Annotated in this window: 16 protein-coding genes; 3 read left to right on the top strand and 13 right to left on the bottom strand. The window is 59.3% G+C overall.

The features are described 5' to 3' along the window. Positions 1–7 precede the first annotated feature (7 nt). From AB4Z23_RS22290 to AB4Z23_RS22265, 6 genes are all read right to left on the bottom strand, one after another. Positions 8–1603: a GMC family oxidoreductase gene (locus AB4Z23_RS22290; protein ID WP_076844528.1), complete on the bottom strand. Its 1596-nt coding sequence runs from the start codon at positions 1601–1603 to the stop codon at positions 8–10. Between the two features lie 73 nt (positions 1604–1676). Further along, entirely contained in the window at positions 1677–2684 is a 1008-nt protein-coding gene (locus AB4Z23_RS22285; RefSeq protein ID WP_441360781.1) for a branched-chain amino acid ABC transporter permease, read from the bottom strand. Between the two features lies 1 nt (position 2685). Further along, positions 2686–3573 carry a branched-chain amino acid ABC transporter permease gene (locus tag AB4Z23_RS22280; RefSeq protein ID WP_019566514.1) on the bottom strand — a complete coding sequence of 296 codons (888 nt, stop codon included), beginning with the start codon at positions 3571–3573 and terminating at the stop codon, positions 2686–2688. A gap of 2 nt (positions 3574–3575) precedes the next feature. Then, positions 3576–4277 (bottom strand): ABC transporter ATP-binding protein, encoded by a 702-nt coding sequence (locus AB4Z23_RS22275; protein WP_004431956.1) that lies wholly within the window; start codon positions 4275–4277, stop codon positions 3576–3578. A gap of 1 nt (position 4278) precedes the next feature. After that, positions 4279–5064, bottom strand: a complete 786-nt coding sequence (locus AB4Z23_RS22270) for an ABC transporter ATP-binding protein (RefSeq protein ID WP_025595206.1) — start codon at positions 5062–5064, stop codon at positions 4279–4281. 14 nt (positions 5065–5078) lie between these two features. After that, complete coding sequence (locus AB4Z23_RS22265) at positions 5079–6287, bottom strand: ABC transporter substrate-binding protein (protein ID WP_013762102.1); 1209 nt, start codon at positions 6285–6287, stop codon at positions 5079–5081. A gap of 220 nt (positions 6288–6507) precedes the next feature. On the opposite strand from AB4Z23_RS22265, the gene AB4Z23_RS22260 reads away from it, so the two are divergent. Together AB4Z23_RS22260 and AB4Z23_RS22255 are read left to right on the top strand one after the other, a co-directional pair. Continuing rightward, positions 6508–7437: a LysR family transcriptional regulator gene (locus AB4Z23_RS22260; protein WP_004431950.1), complete on the top strand. Its 930-nt coding sequence runs from the start codon at positions 6508–6510 to the stop codon at positions 7435–7437. 134 nt (positions 7438–7571) lie between these two features. Next, positions 7572–8594, top strand: coding sequence for an LLM class flavin-dependent oxidoreductase (locus tag AB4Z23_RS22255; RefSeq protein WP_004431948.1), 1023 nt, complete (start codon positions 7572–7574; stop codon positions 8592–8594). Positions 8595–8739: 145 nt separating this feature from the next. Here the strand turns inward: AB4Z23_RS22255 and AB4Z23_RS22250 are convergent, their stop codons facing one another. Further along, entirely contained in the window at positions 8740–9858 is a 1119-nt protein-coding gene (locus AB4Z23_RS22250) for a mandelate racemase/muconate lactonizing enzyme family protein (RefSeq protein ID WP_441360780.1), read from the bottom strand. A gap of 283 nt (positions 9859–10141) precedes the next feature. Between AB4Z23_RS22250 and AB4Z23_RS22245 the strand changes: the two genes are divergently transcribed. Then, positions 10142–10816, top strand: coding sequence for a GntR family transcriptional regulator (locus AB4Z23_RS22245; RefSeq protein WP_025595209.1), 675 nt, complete (start codon positions 10142–10144; stop codon positions 10814–10816). Positions 10817–10904: 88 nt separating this feature from the next. On the opposite strand, the gene AB4Z23_RS22240 is transcribed toward AB4Z23_RS22245, so the two are convergent. From AB4Z23_RS22240 to AB4Z23_RS22215, 6 genes are all read right to left on the bottom strand, one after another. Further along, positions 10905–11750, bottom strand: coding sequence for an ATP-binding cassette domain-containing protein (locus AB4Z23_RS22240; RefSeq protein WP_004431943.1), 846 nt, complete (start codon positions 11748–11750; stop codon positions 10905–10907). Continuing rightward, positions 11747–12586, bottom strand: a complete 840-nt coding sequence (locus AB4Z23_RS22235; RefSeq protein WP_004431942.1) for an ABC transporter ATP-binding protein — start codon at positions 12584–12586, stop codon at positions 11747–11749. The genes AB4Z23_RS22240 and AB4Z23_RS22235 overlap by 4 nt, the downstream gene beginning before the upstream one ends. A 3-nt stretch (positions 12587–12589) precedes the next feature. Continuing rightward, positions 12590–13504: an ABC transporter permease subunit gene (locus AB4Z23_RS22230; RefSeq protein ID WP_004431940.1), complete on the bottom strand. Its 915-nt coding sequence runs from the start codon at positions 13502–13504 to the stop codon at positions 12590–12592. Continuing rightward, on the bottom strand, positions 13501–14508 hold the full coding sequence (locus AB4Z23_RS22225; RefSeq protein ID WP_004431937.1) for an ABC transporter permease subunit: 1008 nt from the start codon (positions 14506–14508) through the stop codon (positions 13501–13503). The genes AB4Z23_RS22230 and AB4Z23_RS22225 overlap by 4 nt, the downstream gene beginning before the upstream one ends. Positions 14509–14571: 63 nt before the next feature. Next, complete coding sequence (locus AB4Z23_RS22220) at positions 14572–16176, bottom strand: ABC transporter substrate-binding protein (RefSeq protein ID WP_441360779.1); 1605 nt, start codon at positions 16174–16176, stop codon at positions 14572–14574. Between the two features lie 120 nt (positions 16177–16296). Further along, a complete protein-coding gene (locus tag AB4Z23_RS22215; RefSeq protein ID WP_035199953.1) occupies positions 16297–17484 on the bottom strand; it encodes a M24 family metallopeptidase in 1188 nt (395 codons plus the stop codon). Between the last annotated feature and the right edge of the window lie 447 nt (positions 17485–17931).

The raw sequence follows: 17931 nt of genomic DNA, 5'->3' as shown, positions 1-17931 counted from the left end.
GCTCCTCTTAGCGATTATCCGCAAGGATCATGTCGGCAGCCTTTTCGGCAATCATGATCGTTGGCGAATTGGTATTTCCGGACGTGATCCTCGGCATGATGGAGGCGTCCGCCACACGCAGCCCWGCAAGCTTGCGGAATTTCAGCCGCGTATCGACAACRCTTTCGGCATCGGAGCCCATGCGCAGGGTGCCGACGGGGTGGAATATGGTCGTGCCGATATCGCCCGCAGCGCGGGCCAGATCGTCGTCATTCTCAAAAGTGGGGCCGGGCCGGTATTCCTGCGGTTTGAACCGCGAAAAGGCGGGCTGGTTGACGATGCGGCGCGTCAGCCGCATGGAATCGATGGCTACCCGGCGGTCGCCTTCCGTCGACAGATAATTCGGTCGGATTTCCGGCTGCATGGCGAAATCCGGTCCTTTCACATGCACTGAGCCTCGGCTTTCGGGCCGCAGATTGCAGACACTTGCCGTAATGGCCGGAAAAGTGTGAACCGGATCACCAAACTTGTCGAGTGACACCGGCTGGACATGATATTCCAGATCCGCCGTCTCCTTTTCCGGAGAGGAACGGGTGAAGACACCAAGCTGGCTCGGCGCCATCGACATCGGCCCGGAGCGGGTCAAAGCATATTCGAGGCCGATCCTTGCCTTTCCGAACAGCGTGGAGGCCCTCTCATTCAGCGTCAGGACGCCTGAAACCTTATAGACCATGCGCAATTGCAGATGATCCTGCAGGTTCTCGCCCACACCTTGAACTTCCGTCACTGTGTCGATACCGGCGGCCTGCAACACGTCGCCGCGGCCAACGCCGGAAAGCTCCAGAATGTGTGGTGAACCGACTGCACCTGCCGAAAGCACCGTTTCGCGCCGTGCACGCATCTTTTTCAAGACGCCGTCGTGGTGAAACTCGACGCCTGTGACCAGGCCCTCTTCGACRATGAGACGCTTGACATGGGCCTTGGTCATGACTGTCAAATTCCGGCGGCCAAGCGCCGGTTTCAGAAAAGCCTTGGCCGTGTTCCAGCGCCAGCCCGACCGCTGGTTCACATCGAAATAACCGGCSCCTTCATTGTCGCCCCGGTTGAAATCTTCGGTCGCACGAATGCCGGCCTCACCTGCCGCCTGCTGAAAGGCATCAAGCACATCCCAGCGCACGCGCGCCTTCTCCACCCGCCATTCGCCGCCGGTGGAATGCATGTCGCCCTTGCCGCGATAAAAATCCTCCGACTTCAGGAAATAGGGTAGGATATCATCCCATCCCCAACCCTCGCAGCCAAGTTGACGCCAGACATCGTAGTCKCGGGCCTGACCGCGCATATAGATCATGCCGTTGATGGAKGAGCAGCCGCCGAGAACCTTGCCGCGAGGATAGATCAACGACCTTCCGTTAAGCCCAGGTTCTTCCGCCGTCTTGAAACACCAGTCGGTGCGCGGATTGTTGATGCAATAGAGATAACCGACCGGAATATGGATCCAGTGATAATTATCGTTGCCGCCCGCTTCCAGCAGCAGGACGCGATTGTTCGGGTCTTTCGAGAGGCGGTTGGCGAGAACGCATCCCGCACTTCCCGCTCCGATGACGATATAGTCAAATTCCGCCATGCTATTCTCCATGGGGCGCCCTTGCCGCRTCGCCCCGGACGCGGAGGAGCCTTCCCCCTGTTTCAAAAAATTCTTATCCCCGGTGCTGAAAACCCAGTTTTCGCCCGAGCCGCGAAGCGTAAAATTCACCGATCAGACCGCGCCGGAACACCAGAACGCAAGCCATGAAAACGAGGCCGGTGATGATGGTGACCGGGAAATCGGATGTCGCGAGATAGTTCTGCAGYGCGACGACAAGCCCCGCACCGAAGATCGGGCCGATCATGGTGCCAATGCCGCCGAGCAGGGTCATCAGGATAACCTCGCCCGACATCTGCCAGGCCACATCGGTCAATGTTGCGAACTGGAACACCAGCGCCTTCAGGCCGCCCGCAAGACCGGCAAGCGCCGCCGACATGACGAAAGCACCAAGCTTGTAACGCTGCACGCTGTATCCAAGAGAAATGGCGCGCTGCTCGTTTTCGCGGATGGATTTCAGGATCATGCCGAASGGCGAGTTGACGAAACGCCAGATGACGAGAAGTGCCAGCACGAAGGCGGCMAGCACCGTGTAGTAAATGTTCAGCGGCGCGTTGAGATCGAGAAGGCCGAAGAGGTGTCCACGCGGYACGCCCTGCAATCCGTCCTCACCATGGGTGAAGGGTGCTTGAAGGCAGAAAAAATAAAACATCTGCGACAAGGCAAGCGTGATCATGGCGAAATAGATGCCCTGCCGGCGAATGGCGAAAAAGCCGATGACGAGGCCAAGAAGGGCGGCACCCGCCATGCCGATGAGGAGGCCGATCTCGGGCGTGACGCCCCATTCCTTCACCGAATAGGCGGTGAAATAGGCAGCGCCGCCGAAAAATGCCGCATGGCCGAAGGAAAGCAGCCCGGTGTAACCGATCAGCAGATTGAAGGCGCAGGCAAACAGCGCGAAGCAAAGCAGCTTCATCAGAAAGATCGGATAAACGAACATCGGTGCAGCGATCAGCACGGCCARTCCTGCCAGTATCAKCACGGTCTTGATGGTTCCAGCGGTTGCGGAAACCTCGGCCTGCGGCATCGCGCCGGCTGTCGGGTTGTGAGTGGCTTTGGACATATCAGGCGTCCTTTCCGAAAAGTCCGGCGGGGCGGATGAGCAGCACAAAGGCCATGATGACGAAGATGACAATGTTGGACGCTTCCGGGTAGAACACCTTGGTCAGGCCTTCAGCGATACCCAGCATGTAGCCGGTGACGATGGCGCCCATGATCGACCCCATGCCGCCGACCACGACGACGGCGAAGACGACGATGATGAGGTTGGTGCCCATCAGCGGTGAGACCTGATAGATCGGCGCGGCCAGCACGCCGGTGAARCCGGCAAGGCCCGCGCCCAGCGCGTAGGTCAGCGTCAGGAGCACAGGCACGTTGATACCGAAGGCCTGCACCAGTGTCGGATTTTCCGTCGCAGCCCGCAGATAGGAGCCGAGCCTCGTCTTTTCGATCAACGCCCAGGTGGCGATGCAGGCGACAAGCGAGATGACGACGACGAAAGCGCGGTAGTTCGGCAGRAACATGAARCCGAGATTGGTGCCGCCKGCAAGCTCGCGCGGAACCGAATARGGTTGACCCGCCGCACCGTACAGCCAGCGGAACGTGCCTTCCACCACCAGCGCCAGGCCGAAGGTGAAGAGCAGCCCATACAGCGGATCGAGATCGTAAAGCCGCGACAGTAGCAGGCGCTCGATGATCGCGCCGAAAAGTGCAACGACAAGCGGCGTCACCAACAGTGCCCACCAGAAGCTGATGCCGAAATATTGCAGGCCGAGAAAGGCGACGAAAGCGCCAAGCATATATTGGGCACCATGGGCGAAATTGATGACGCGCAGCAGGCCGAAAATGACGGCAAGGCCGAGCGACAGGAGCGCATAAAACGACCCGTTGATGAGGCCGATCAGCAATTGCCCGAGCAGGGCCTGAAGCGGAACGCCGAAGAGCATSGTCATCGTTAAACCCCCAGCACTTTATTGAGTTCGCCCATGCGGCCGGAAAGCTCGCCCACCGGAAAATTGCTGACCATCTGGCCATGATCCATCAGGTAGAAACGATCCGCGATGCGGCTGGCGAAGCGGAAATTCTGCTCGACCAGAACCACTGTCATGCCACGACTTTTCAAAGTCTTCAGCACCTCGCCGATGCGCTGCACGATTACAGGCGCAAGCCCTTCGGTCGGCTCATCGAGCAGGAGAACCTTGACCCCTGTGCGCAGGATGCGCGCCATGGCCAGCATCTGCTGTTCGCCGCCGGAAAGCTTGGTGCCGGGGCTCGCCCGGCGTTCGTAAAGATTGGGAAACAGCTCGTAGATTTCATCGAGCGTCATGCCGCCGGATGCGACGACGGGCGGMAGTTTCAGATTTTCCTCGACGCTCAGTGTCGCGAAGATGCCGCGCTCTTCCGGCACGAAACCGAGKCCGTATTTCGCCGTGCGATGCAACGGCACCGGCATCAGATCCTTGCCGCCGAGCTTGATCACGCCCTTGCGGTTGCGGATGATGCCCATRATGGTGCGCAGCGTCGTGGTCTTGCCAACCCCATTGCGCCCGAGAATGGTGATGGTTTCGCCTTCGCCGACGGTCAGATCGACGCCGTGCAGCGCCTGGCTTTCGCCGTACCAGGATTTCAGGTTGGAGACTTCGAGCATTGCCGCCATATCACGCCTCCTCCGTGCCCATATAGGCCGTACGCACGCGCGGATCGGCGGAKACGGTGGCATAATCGCCCTCCGCCAGAATTTCGCCCCGCTGCAGCACCGTKACCTGATGGCAGATATCCGCCACGACCTTCAGATTGTGTTCGACCATCAGCACCGCGCGCGTTTTGGCCACTTCGCGGATGAGATCGGCGACATGCGCGACATCCTCGCCCCCCATGCCCGCCATCGGCTCATCGAGAAGCAATACCTTCGGGTCGAGCGCAAGCGTCGTGGCGATTTCAAGAACGCGCTTGCGACCGTAGGAAAGATCGGCCGCAAGTGCATTTTTTTCCCGTGTCAGGCCAACCGTTGCGATCAACTCCTCGGCACGTGCATTGAGCCTGTCGAGTGACGAGAGCGGCAACCAGAATTGCGTTGAAAGGTTATTCGGCCGCTGCAACGCCACCCGCACGTTCTCAAGAACCGTCAGATGCGGAAACACCGCCGATATCTGGAAAGACCTGACGAGACCGAGCCGCGCCACCTTGTCCGGCGGCGTCTTTGTTATATCCGTTCCCATGAAGGTGATCGCCCCGCCTGTCGGCTGGAGAAACTTGGTCAACAGGTTGAAGACCGTGGTTTTGCCGGCGCCGTTCGGACCAATAAGTGCATGCACGCGGGCATGATGGACGTCGAGATCGACGTTTTTCACGGCCGCGAATGCGCCGAAGGTCTTGGAGAGACCGCGCGCCGAAAGCACGACGCGGGGTTCCGCCTGACCGGCAGGGGCGGGAGCGATCATCATGAAGTTCCCCCTTTTTACTGCGTTACCAGCGGGCAACCGCTTTTTGCGGGGTCCATGAAGGCTTCCTTGCCGGGGATCGTGGCAAGCACCTTGTAGTAGTCCCACGGCTGCTTGCTCTCATCCGGCTTCTTTACTTCCATCAGATACATGTCGTGGATCATGCGGCCATTRGCGGCCACATGGCCATCCTTCGAGAAGACGTCGTTGACAGGCATTTCCTTCATGGCCTTTGCCACGGCGTCAGCATCGTCGGTGCCGGCCTTATCGATGGCCTTCAGGTAATGCAGCACGGCGGAATAGGTACCAGCGTGGACCATGTTCGGCATGGCGCCGGTGCGTTCCTTGAACCGTTCGCCGAATTTGCGCGATTCATCGTCGCGGTCCCAATAGAACCCTTCCGTCAGCGTCAGGCCCTGAGCCGCTTCGAGACCGAGGCCGTGCACTTCGGCAAGCGTAAAGAGAAGGGCCGCCAGCCGCTGCCCGCCCGCAACGATACCGAATTCAGCGGCCTGCTTGATGGCGTTGGAGGTGTCGAGACCGGCATTGGCAAGGCCGATGACCTTCGCGCCTGATGACTGCGCCTGCAACAGGAAGGAGGAATAATCCGTAGAGGCCAACGGATGGCGCACGGAACCCAGCACCTTGCCGCCATTGGCCTTGACGAAGTTGGACGTGTTTTCTTCCAGCGAATAACCGAAGGCGTAATCCGCAGTCAGAAAGAACCAGCTGTCGCCACCCTGTTTCACCAGCGCACCGCCGGTGCCGACTGCCAGCGAATAGGTGTCGTAGGCCCAGTGGAAACCATAGGGGCTGCACTGCTTGCCCGTCAGTTCCGTGGTTGCAGCGCCCGTGTTGATGGTGATCTTCTTTTTGTCCTTCGAGAGAGCCTGCACGGCAAGGCCCACCGACGACGAGGTCAGTTCCATGATCGAATCGACCTGTTCGGTGTCGTACCACTGCCGGGCGATGTTGGAAGCGACATCCGCCTTGTTCTGGTGGTCAGCCGTTACCACTTCCACCGGCGCGCCCAGCACCTTGCCGCCAAAATCCTCGACCGCCATCTTCGCGGCCTCATATGAGTATTTGCCGCCGAAATTGGCGTAGACGCCCGACTGGTCGTTCAAGATGCCGATCTTGACCTTGCCGTCCGAAATCTCGGCAGCGTAAGCGGCGGTGCCTGCCGCCAGTGCCATGGCCGTGGATAAAACGATACTCTTGCGCATGACTTCTCCTCCCAGAGATGATTGCGAGCCTCAGATAGGTCTGTGCAACGGTGAACGAAGGCGCATGGCGATCGTCCAACGGTGTTGCATCACAACGGTCGCGCCACCCTCCTCAAAGCAGCGCCTCCCTATGTAGACTTCTCGAATTCGGCCGTTGACACAAGAGCGGGGCATCATCAAATTGCGAACAGGAACTGTTCATTTTTGAACAGACCTGGCAATGGAGACCGAATTGGCCACGCCTTTTACCTGGGACGACCTGCAATATTTTCTGGCGGTGGCCCGCACCGGACAACTTTCATCGGCAGCGCGTAGTCTGCGCACCAGCCACGCCACCGTCTCCCGCCACATCGACCGGCTGGAATTCTCGCTTAAAACCAARCTGTTCGAGCGAAATCCACGTGGTTACGAACTGACGACGGTCGGGCGGCGCCTGGTCGATACCGTCGAGCGCATCGAGGCGGAAGCGGAAAGATTGCAATCGGATATTTCCGAAAGCGGCAGCCTGCTGCGCGGCGTGGTCAGGCTCAGTGCGCCTGAAGGTTTTTCCAACTTTTTCTTCGTGGAAAGGCTGAAAGACTTCGCCGTCACCCATCCGCACATCATGGTGGAGATGGTTACGATCCAGCAGATCATGGCATTGTCGAAGAAAGAAGCGGATGTGGCGGTCACACTCGATCCGCCGAAAGCAGGCCCCTACATCAACGAACAGATCGTCGATTACACGCTGCATATCTACGCATCGCGTTCCTATCTTGCCAGCCACCCGAAAATCACCCGGCGCGAAGATTTGCCCGATCATTTCTTTATCGGTTACGTGCAGGATCTGATCTTCTCGCCGGGCCTCGATTACATGCGCGACGTGATGCCCGGCCTCCGACCCAACTTCCAGTCATCAAGCATTTTTGCGCAGTTGACTGCAACGCTGAGCGGACGTGGCCTTTGCATATTGCCCAACTTCATCGCCGCACGCTTTCCGGACCTGCAGATGGTGCTGGCAGGTGAAGTGGAACTGCGGCGGGGTTACTGGCTGACRAGCCATCAGGACCTTGCCAATGTGCCGCGCGTGCGCTCGCTGATGGATTTCATTCTCACGACGGCGCGCGCCCACCAAAATCTCTTCATCCTCGACCGCAAGACGATCGCCTGAAACAACCGTCGTTCACATTTCGGCGACACCGTGTCTACGCGYRGCGGATTGGAGAATCCGCACTKCAGCCTATATGACTGACAACAACGATGCCGGCTCAAGTCAGCTGCATCCYAAACATTTGGAAGGTCATCATGAAAAAGATCGGATTTCTATCCTTCGGACACTGGACGCCCTCGCCCCAGTCGCAGACCCGCTCTGCTGCAGACACCCTGCTGCAATCGATAGACCTGGCCGTTGCTGCGGAAGAACTCGGCGCCGACGGCGCTTATTTCCGTGTCCACCACTTCGCCCGCCAGTTGGGATCACCTTTCCCGCTGCTTGCCGCCGTTGGCGCAAGAACGAAAAGTATCGAGATCGGCACCGGCGTCATCGATATGCGTTATGAGAACCCCTTTTACATGGTGGAGGATGCGAGTTCAGCCGATCTCATCGCCGGCGGACGCCTGCAACTCGGCATCAGTCGCGGTTCTCCCGAACAGGTGATCGACGGCTGGCGCTATTTCGGCTACCGCCCTGCCGAGGGCCAGACCGAGGAGGACATGGCGCGCCAGCACACCGAAGTCTTCCTCGAGCTTCTGAAGGGCGAAGGTTTCGCCGAGCCGAACCCTCGGCCGATGTTTCCCAACCCGCCCGGCCTGCTGCGGCTGGAGCCGCACTCCGAAGGGTTGCGCGAGCGCATCTGGTGGGGTTCCAGCTCCAATGCGACGGCGGTTTGGGCGGCAAAGCTTGGCATGAACCTTCAAAGCTCCACCCTGAAAACGGATGAGACCGGCGAACCCTTCCATGTGCAGCAGGCCGAACAGATCCGTGCTTACCGCGCCGCATGGAAAGAGGCTGGACACGCCCGCGAGCCTCGCGTGTCGGTCAGCCGCAGCATCTTCGCTCTCGTCAGCGATCGCGACCGATCCTATTTCGGTTACGGCAGCGAGGGTGACGACAAGATCGGTTACATCGACGACAAGACGCGCGCGATCTTCGGGCGCAGCTACGCCGCCGAACCGGAAGCATTGATCGAGCAGCTAAAAGCCGACGAAGCCATCGCCGAGGCCGACACACTGTTGCTGACCGTGCCGAACCAGCTGGGCGTCGACTACAACGCCCATGTTATCGAGACGATCCTCAAACAGGTGGCTCCTGCACTCGGCTGGCGCTAAGTCTGGCAAAACCTGCATCATGCCCACACCGTCACCCCGGATTAGATTCTGGGTGACGGTGCGATCCAGTCTTCGATAGCGCACGATTCCTTTGACGGCGCCGACGCCCCGTGGCCGGATGCAATCCGGGCTGAACGCCTCTGTTTCATTTCACCGCTTTGCCGTAGCGGGCTATGCTTTCGGCCAAAGGCGTGGTGCTGGCGCCGGGATGCTCCGGGCGCTTGTAAACACCATCGCGAACATTGATCGGCTCTTCGAAATGGTCCTTGATCCACGGAATATATTCGAGGATGGTCGATGCCGGATGCCAGTAACTCAGATGCACATGCACCTGGCTCATCTCACCGGCATGCGGAACGACAGGCAGGCGATTGGCGAGCGCGAGGTCAGCGACCTGGATATATTCGGTGATGCCGCCAAGTCGGGTTACATCCGGCTGGACATAGGCAACCGCGCCCGCATCGATGAATGACCGGAACGAATCCACCGTATAAAGCTGCTCTCCGAGAGCGATGGGAATGGATGTGTTGCGTGCCAGCCGCGCRTGGCTGGTCACATCGTCGTACCAGAGCGGTTCTTCGAACCAATAGATATYCAGATCCTTTGCCGCCGCGCAGAAGCGCTGGCATGTCGGCAGATCCCACTTGCCGTTACCATCGATAGCGATGCGTATCGCGGAGCCGAGACGCTTGCGCACCGCCGCGAGGCGTCCGATATCAATATTCGGATCATCGTGCCCGACCTTGATTTTCAGGCGGGTAAAGCCTTCCTCTTCAACTGCCCTGGCGCTGCCCGCCAGCAGATTTTCGAGATTGAAGGAAAGCCAGCCTATATCGGTATTGTAAGCTTCGACCCCTGTGGTGCGCGCGCCGCCGAGGTATTGCCAGAGTGGCACGCCCGCCTTCTTCGCCTTCAGATCCCAGAGCGCCACATCGACCGCAGCCAGCGCCAGATGGGTGATGCCCGCGCGGCCGACCCATTGCAGGGACGGATAACGGGCAAGTTTTGTCCACAGCCGCGAATGTTCGGATGCATCCTCGCCGATCAGCAGAGGCGCATAGCAATCGCTGATGCAGGATGTGATCAACCGGTCGGACGGCAGATGCGCATGGGTACCGGTGAAGCCGTATCCCTCAAGGCCATCACTCGTCGTAATTTTTGCGCCGACGACGCCCCAATGGGTGATGCTGTGGGTGGAATCGGAAATGGATTCCGATGTCAGCGGCAGATGCAGGATGAAAGGTTCGACAGCGGTTATTTTCATGATCGGTCAATTCCTCGACGCTTGAGCAGCCTTTGGGGAGGAATAAACGGAAGTTCCGTTCTGATCGAAGCTCYACCGATCAACCAGCGGAATGTCGCCACTGCCCCGCGATCAATGACCGCAGGAGATGAAGCCTCAGGGGATTGCCCGGCCACCCTCCTCCAGCAGCCAGCTTCCGATGACGGATACAGCTAAAGCAAAATCGACCATTGTAAAATAAAAAATTTTTTATTTTTTATATTCTGTCATTGCCTGTCACTCGCGGTTAGGCGATGGTGTTGCCATGAACACACTGATCAAAGTCACGCTCGCCGACCAAGCGCATCAGGAACTGCGGGCGCGCATCGTCAGCGGCAGATTGCGCGGCGGCGAACGGCTGTTGCCCAACGAACTCGCCGCCGATCTCGGCATCAGCCCCACGCCGGTCAAGGAAGCATGCCTGAAACTCGAGGCAGACGGGCTGGTGGTCAATTCCTCAAGGCGCGGCATGGTAGTACGCGATTTTACCGTGGAGGATGTGGAAGAACTCTACGCCGCCAGAATGCTGCTGGAAAAAGGCGCTGTGGAAGTGGCCTTCGATGCCGGGCAGCTGGACGAAGCCTTGCATGCGCAGCTTCTGGAAAGCCTTGCGAAACACCGCGAATTTGCCAAGAGCGCGACGCTGGACGATCTCTCCAAAGCGCTGTTTCACGATCGCAGCTTCCACACGGCCCTTGTTTCGGCCGCGCGCATTCCGGTCATTTCCGGCACGCATGGGCGCATTCTCGACCAGACCCACACGGTTTTCGTATCGATCCTTGGCGACTACGCCCGCTCTGTCGAGGAACACCAGAATATTGCCGACGCCATAGCCGCCCGCAGCAAGGCCCAGATTATCGACGCCCTATGGCGCCATCTGGAGCGTAGCCGGCAGAATACGCTGCGGCAGGTGCGTCTGCTGAGAGAGGCCGGCGCCTGAGCGCACCCCCGCAATCTTTTGAAGTCCTGAAAAAACAACAGGCCGGAAATCCGGCCTGTTCCACTTATTCATCGGTCAATCGTCGATCTCAAGCCGTCGCAGCCTGCCGTGCCGCCTTGCGGCGCTCCACGCGGGCGCGGATGGCGTCTACATCCGTCACCGGAGTGGCGGCAAAAAGCTGGCGTGTATAGGCGTGCTTCGGATCGGCAAATAGTTCCTCGCGCGTGCCCTGCTCCACGGCTACACCCTTCGAGATAACCATGACGTCATCGGCGATATAGCGAACGACGGAAAGGTCGTGGCTGACGAAGACGTAGGTCAGCTCGAACTCTTCCTGGAGATCTCTCAGCAGGTTYAGCACCTGCGCCTGCACTGAAAGATCGAGTGCCGAGACAGGCTCGTCCAGCACCAGAAGTGCGGGGTTGAGCATCAGCGCCCGCGCAATCGCGATGCGCTGCCGTTGGCCGCCAGAAAACATGTGCGGATATCGGTTGAAGTGTTCGGGACCCAGCCCAACCTTCACGAGCATGGCTTCAGCCCGCTCACGACGCTCGGACGCCGGCATTTTGGTGTTGATGACAAGCGGCTCCATCAGCACGTCGCCAACCTTCTGGCGCGGATTGAGGCTACCATAGGGGTTCTGGAACACCATCTGCACCTTGGAGCGCATGTCCGTGCCGGGACGGCGCTTTGCGATATCGACCGGCTGGCCGTCGATCTTCAGCTCGCCACCGGATGCCGGGTCGATCAGCGCGATGATGCGCGCAAGCGTCGATTTGCCGGAACCGGACTCGCCGACGATGGCGAGCGTCTTGCCGCGCTCGACGGCAAAATCGATGCCTTTCAACGCCTGCACGGTCTTTGCTCCGCCGAACAGGCCGCCCGGAACGTGATAATGGCGGGTAATGCCCTTGCCTTCGACAACGATGCTCATTGAACGCCCTCCTTGCCGAAGAAGTCGGAAACCGTGGGCAGGCGGTCGCCGGTCGCATGTTCCGGCAGCGCGGAAAGCAATGCCTTGGTATAAGGATGTTGCGGGGCCTCAAACAGGCTCAGCACATCCGCTTCCTCCATCTTGCGGCCCTTATATTGCACGACCACGCGGTCCGCTGTTTCGGCCACGACACCCATGTCATGGGTGATGAGGATCAGCGCCATGCCGTATTCTTCCTGCAGATCCATCAACAGATCGAGGATCTGTTTCTGGATCGTCACGTCGAGCGCGGTGGTCGGCTCGTCGGCGATCAAGAGACGCGGTTTGGAAGCGATGGCGATGGCGATCATTACACGCTGGCATTGACCGCCGGACATCTGGTGCGGATAGGCATTGAGCTTGGTTTCCGGATCGGGAATACCGACGGACCGGAACAGCTCCAGTGCGCGTGCACGCGCCGCAGACCGGCCCATGCCGAGATTGAGGCGCAGCACCTCCTCGATCTGGAAACCGACCGTAAAGGACGGGTTGAGCGACGCAACCGGCTCCTGGAAGATCATGGTGATCTCGCGGCCGATCAGCTTGCGGCGCTCCTGCGGCGACATGGCCAGCAGGTTTATACCATCGAAGATCATCTCGTCGGCGGTGATCGTCGCCGTATCGGGCAAAAGCCCCATGACGGCGAGCATGGAKACCGACTTGCCGGAACCGGACTCGCCGACGATGGCCAGCACYTCRTGCTTGTCCACGGAGACGTCGATGCCGTTGACGGCCGTGAACGCGCCGGTGGCGGTGGCRAACTTGACGGTGAGGTTCTTGATTTTCAGCAGGCTCATCGCTTAGCTCCGCTTCAGTTTGGGATCGAGCGCATCGCGCAGCCCGTCACCCATCAGGTTGATGGCGAGCACCGATACGAGGATCGTCAGGCCGGGAAGGGTAACGACCCACCAGGCGCGCAGGATGAACTCGCGGGCTTCGGCCAGCATCGTGCCCCATTCGGATGCGGGCGGCTGCGCGCCCATGCCGAGGAAGCCGAGAGCCGCCGCATCGAGAACGGCAGATGAGAAGGAGAGCGTYGCCTGCACGATCAAAGGTGCAAGGCAGTTCGGCAAAATCGTCTTGAACATCAGCCGGAAATTGCCGGCACCCGCCACACGGGCGGCGGTGACATATTCACGCCGAAGCTCGCTCATGACAGCTGCACGCGTCAGACGCGCGAAATGCGGCTGATAGACGATGGCAATCGCGATCATGGCGTTGGTCAACCCCGGACCAAGGATCGCAACCAGCACCAGTGCCAGAAGCAGCGATGGAAACGCCAGGATGACGTCCATCACGCGCATGATGACAGTGTCCACCCAGCCGCCGAAGAAGCCGGCGACGAGACCGATGACAATGCCGCCGACAAGGGCGATGGAAACAACGACGACGCCGATGAACAGCGAATATTGCGCGCCATAGATCAGTCGGGACAGCATGTCGCGGCCGACAGCGTCGGTGCCGAGCAGGAATGCGGTACGGCCTCCATCCTGCCAGACCGGCGGGACGAGCAACGCGTCTCTATATTGCTGGGTCGGGTCATGCGGGGCAATCACGGCTGCGAAAACCGCGATCAGAACCAGAAGAAGGAAGACGGCAAGGCCGACGACGGCGCCACGGTTCTGGCGGAAGTAGAACCAGAAATCGGCGATCATCCGGCGGCGGATGGCGGCGTCGGAAAGCCTGACGCCGGGAGCTGTGGTCACATCGCTCATTTGTGACGGATCCTTGGATTGATGAGGCCATAGGTGAGATCGACAAGCAGGTTGACGATCATCACCAGACCCGCGATCAGAAGCAGGCCGCTCTGCACGACCGGATAGTCGCGGCGCGAGATGGAATCGATCATCCACTTGCCGATGCCCGGCCAGGAGAAGATGGTTTCGGTCAGGATTGCACCCGCCATCAGCACACCGATCTGCAGGCCGATGGTGGTGATGACCGGGATCATGGCGTTGCGCAATGCGTGAACGCCGACGACACGGGACGGCGACATGCCCTTTGCACGCGCTGTCCGCACATAATCCTCACCGAGGACTTCGAGCATTGCCGACCGTGTCTGGCGGGCAATAACTGCAAGCGGGATGGTGGCAAGCACCACCGAAGGCAGGATGAGATGTGACAGAGCCGAAGCGAAAGCACCCTTCTGCCCYGAAATCAGGCTGTCGATCAGCATGAAACCGGTGACGGAAGGGAAGAAATACATCAACGAGATACGGCCCGACACCGGTGTCCATTGCAGGATGCCGGAGAACATGATGATGAGCAGCAGGCCCCACCAGAAGATAGGCATGGAGAAGCCAACCAGCGCCGTCGTCATGGAGATCTGGTCGAACCACGAGCCACGGCGGATGGCTGCGATGACGCCGACCGGCACACCGATCAGTGTGGCGAGGATGATGGCGACGAGGCCAAGCTCGACTGTCGCGGGGAAGAGCGCCAGGAACTCGGTCAGAACGGGTTTCTTGGTGACCAGCGAATTGCCGAGATCACCCTGAAGCAGCCGCCCCAGAAAATGGAGATATTGCTGCCAGATAGGCTGGCTGAAGCCGAGCTGTTCGGCAAGTTGTGCATGCCGCTCGGGCGAAATGCCGCGCTCACCCGCCATCAACAGCACGGGATCGCCCGGCAGGACRCGAACGAAGGCAAAGGCAACGATGGTAATCCCGAGAAATGTCGGAACGAGATAGAGAAGTTTGCCGAAAATGAACCGGATCATGGTTTTTTCCTGAAAAGACGCGCGAAAGAACCTGAGTTCTTCCGCGCGTCCTGTTGTTTGGGATTACTCAGCGATATCGACGGATTCGAAGGTGAAGTCGCCAAGCGGGCTCATGGTGAAGCCGGAAACCTTGGCGGACATCGGAACGAACTGCGTGGAGTGCGCAAGCGTCGCCCACGGAGCCTGTTCCTTGAAGATCACCTGCGCCTGCTCATAAAGCTTGGTGCGCTCGGCAACGTCAGTGGTCTGCTTTGCCTTGGAAACCAGTTCGGAGAACTCCTTGTTGCACCACTGAGCACGGTTTGCACCGCCTTCGCCGGTTGCAGCGCAGGAAAGCAGAACGCCCATGAAGTTATCAGGGTCACCATTGTCGCCGGTCCAGCCGAGGATGACGGCACCGTCGCGGTTCACTTCAGTCGACTTCTTGAGGTATTCACCCCATTCGAAGGAGACGATCTCGGCCTTGACGCCAACCTTCGCGAAATCCGACTGGATCAGCTCGGCGGTGCGGCGGGCATTCGGCATGTATGGACGCTGAACCGGCATCGCCCAGATCTTCATCGTCAGATCCTTGACGCCAGCGGCTTCGAGAGCCTTCTTGGCAGCTTCCGGATCGTAAGGATCGTCCTTGATGCTGTCGTTGTAGGACCACATCGTCGGCGGGATCGGRTTCTTGGCAACCGTGCCTGCACCCTGGAATACGGCGTCGATGATSGCCTGCTTGTTCATCGCCATGTTCAGCGCCTTGCGGACTTCCGGCTTGTCGAAAGGTGCAACGGTGGTGTTGTAGGCGAAGTAGGCAACGTTCAGGCCCGGCTGTTCATCGAGCTTGAGGTTGGAATCGGCACGAATGGTGGCGAGGTCGGCCGGGGCCGGATAAGGCATAAGGTGGCATTCGCCAGCCTTCAGCTTCTGCAGACGAACGGCAGCGTCCGGCGTGATCGCGAAGATCAGATCGTCGATCTTGGGAGCTTCGCCCCAGTAGTCGGCGTTCTTCTGGTAGCGGATGACCGCGTCCTTCTGATAGGCGACGAACTTGAACGGACCGGTGCCGATCGGCAGGTTGTTGAAGTCTTCCTTGGTGCCGGCCTTATCAAGCGTATCAGCATATTCCTTCGAAACGATCGAAGCGAAAGGCATCGCGATATTGGCAAGGAACGGTGCTTCAGGACGGGTCAGCACGAACTTCACGGTGTAATCGTCAACCTTGACGATTTCCTTGATCAGCGACGGCATTTCCATGGAGTTGTAATATTCGTAGGTGATGCCTGCGATATACTGGTTCCACGGGTTCTTTGTGTCACCCTGGCGGTTGTAGCTGAAGATCACATCATCGGCGTTGAAATCGCGGCTTGGCGTGAACTTCTCGTTAGAGTGCCACTTTACGCCCTTGCGCAGGTGGAACGTGTATTCGAGGCCATCGCTCGAAACTTCCCACTTTTCGGCAAGGCCTGGCTCAACTTCGGTCGTGCCCTTCTTGAACTCGGTCAGACGGTTGTAGACCGGATGCGCGGAGGCATCGAAGGTGCCGCCGGCGGTGTAAGGCGAAGGATCGAAGCCTTCCGGAGATGCCTCGGAGCAATAAACGAAGGTCTTCGCCATGGCGGGCACGGCGGAAGCCATCGCAAGCGCAGAGGCTATAAGCAAACTGCGGGTCAGCGTTTTCATCTGGTGGTCCTTTCCCTCTTTTTCTGAGTTTATGCGACCCCGTTTTAAGGGGCCTACCTRTCCTGGTCAGCGACGACGCGGAGCCCCGTGTCGCCGTTCGGTCCTGTGCCTCCCGACCAATTACCCGGCGACCGGCTGGAACAGCCGGTCGAGGTTCTTTTCCGGCGGGCAGAACCAGCGTGGTCCCGCCTCCGTCATATAAGCTATATCCTCGAGACGGACGCCGCATTCCCCATAAACGCACAGCATCGGCTCGATGGAAAAGCACATTCCCGGCTGAAGAGCCGTGGCATTTCCTGCAACGATATAGGGTTCTTCGTGAATATCCAGCCCAAGCCCATGGCCGGTGCGATGCGGTAGACCCGGAACCTGATAATCCGGCCCAAAACCGGCCGCTTTCAGGCTGTCGCGCGCGGCCTTGTCCACGTCCGAGCAGGCAGCCCCGACCCGGGCCGCGTCGAAGGCAGCAGCCTGCGCGTCCCGCTCGGCGTTCCAGAGAAAACGCTGCCGTTCCGTCGGCTGGCCGAACACATAGGTGCGGGTGATATCCGAACGATAGCCATGAAGGATGCCGCCGAGATCGACCAGCACCATGTCACCGTCAACAAGCGTCTGCGCATATGGCACGCCATGCGGATAAGCCGTCGCCTCGCCGAACTGAACCGCCACGAAAAGCGGCTTCATGCCAAGCGCAACATGTGCGGCGTTAACGAAGTCGGCCACTTCCGTGGTGGATATGCCGGGACGCAGCCCCTCGAACACGGCCTTCTGCACGCCGTAGCTCGCATCCATCGCCGCCTGGATGATGGCAATCTCGGCTGCGGATTTGACCTGCCGCTGTGCGACAATCATCGGYTGGGCGGAAATGATGCGGCCTTCCAGACGCTGCATCAGGGCCGATGCGAAAACGAAMGGAGTGGCAGGATCGATCGCGACAAGGTGGCCGGGACAGCCGAGCGCTTCGATTCGCTTTGCCATCAGGTCAAAAGGACTTTCATCCTCTTCCCAGACGGCAACTTCGCCCTCGACACGGATCATCGTCCGTAGTTTCGGCTCCTCAAACGCAGGACTGACATAGACCGGCTTGCCTTCTGCCGGCACCAGGGCGCCGTGAATGCGCTCCGAAAGACCAAGCGACAGGCCAGTATAATAGGTCAGCGACGATGATGCATCGAGCCAGACCGCCTTGATATTTTGCTGGATTAGCTGCGCTTGCAGGCCGCGCAACCGCAACCCGAGCTCGTCTTCAGCGATCGATGAAACCGCGATCGGCTGAAACCGCTTCAGCGCCTCTTGAAAGTCTGCCATTCTCTCCCCGCCGCTTTCAGGCGCACAGACACAAGCGTGTCGGCAACTCCCAAGCGTTCTTTTGCCAATGCTTAAACACAGGCCGGGGGCTAAGCAATGGGCCAACACCATGCACCGCCACAAAACTGTGCATATTCATCTAGACATAACGAAATCGTGATCGACACGCGCCCGATTTCGACAATCATCGCCTTGACGGGAAAATCAGAAATCCCCCGGAAACTTAAGGGGAAAAGCGGGGTATCGGTCATCCGGGCGCAGACGGCGCGCAGAAACCTCACCGCAAGATGCATTGGAAAAAGAAGCCCAGAAAAGGAAAAAGCCTGCCGCGGGAGGAGGTGCGGCAGGCTTCAAACTTGATCGGTGATTGGGAGGAGGAGTACCACCGATCCGCATCGAGCGACACTGGGAGGAGGAGTGCGTCGCTTCGATGATTTGAATATAGCG

The organism is Agrobacterium sp. MCAB5, from assembly GCF_052114365.1.
Classification (GTDB): domain Bacteria; phylum Pseudomonadota; class Alphaproteobacteria; order Rhizobiales; family Rhizobiaceae; genus Agrobacterium; species Agrobacterium tumefaciens.
Note: the sequence above shows the minus strand (reverse complement) of the source record. Positions and strands in the feature narration are given on the sequence as shown.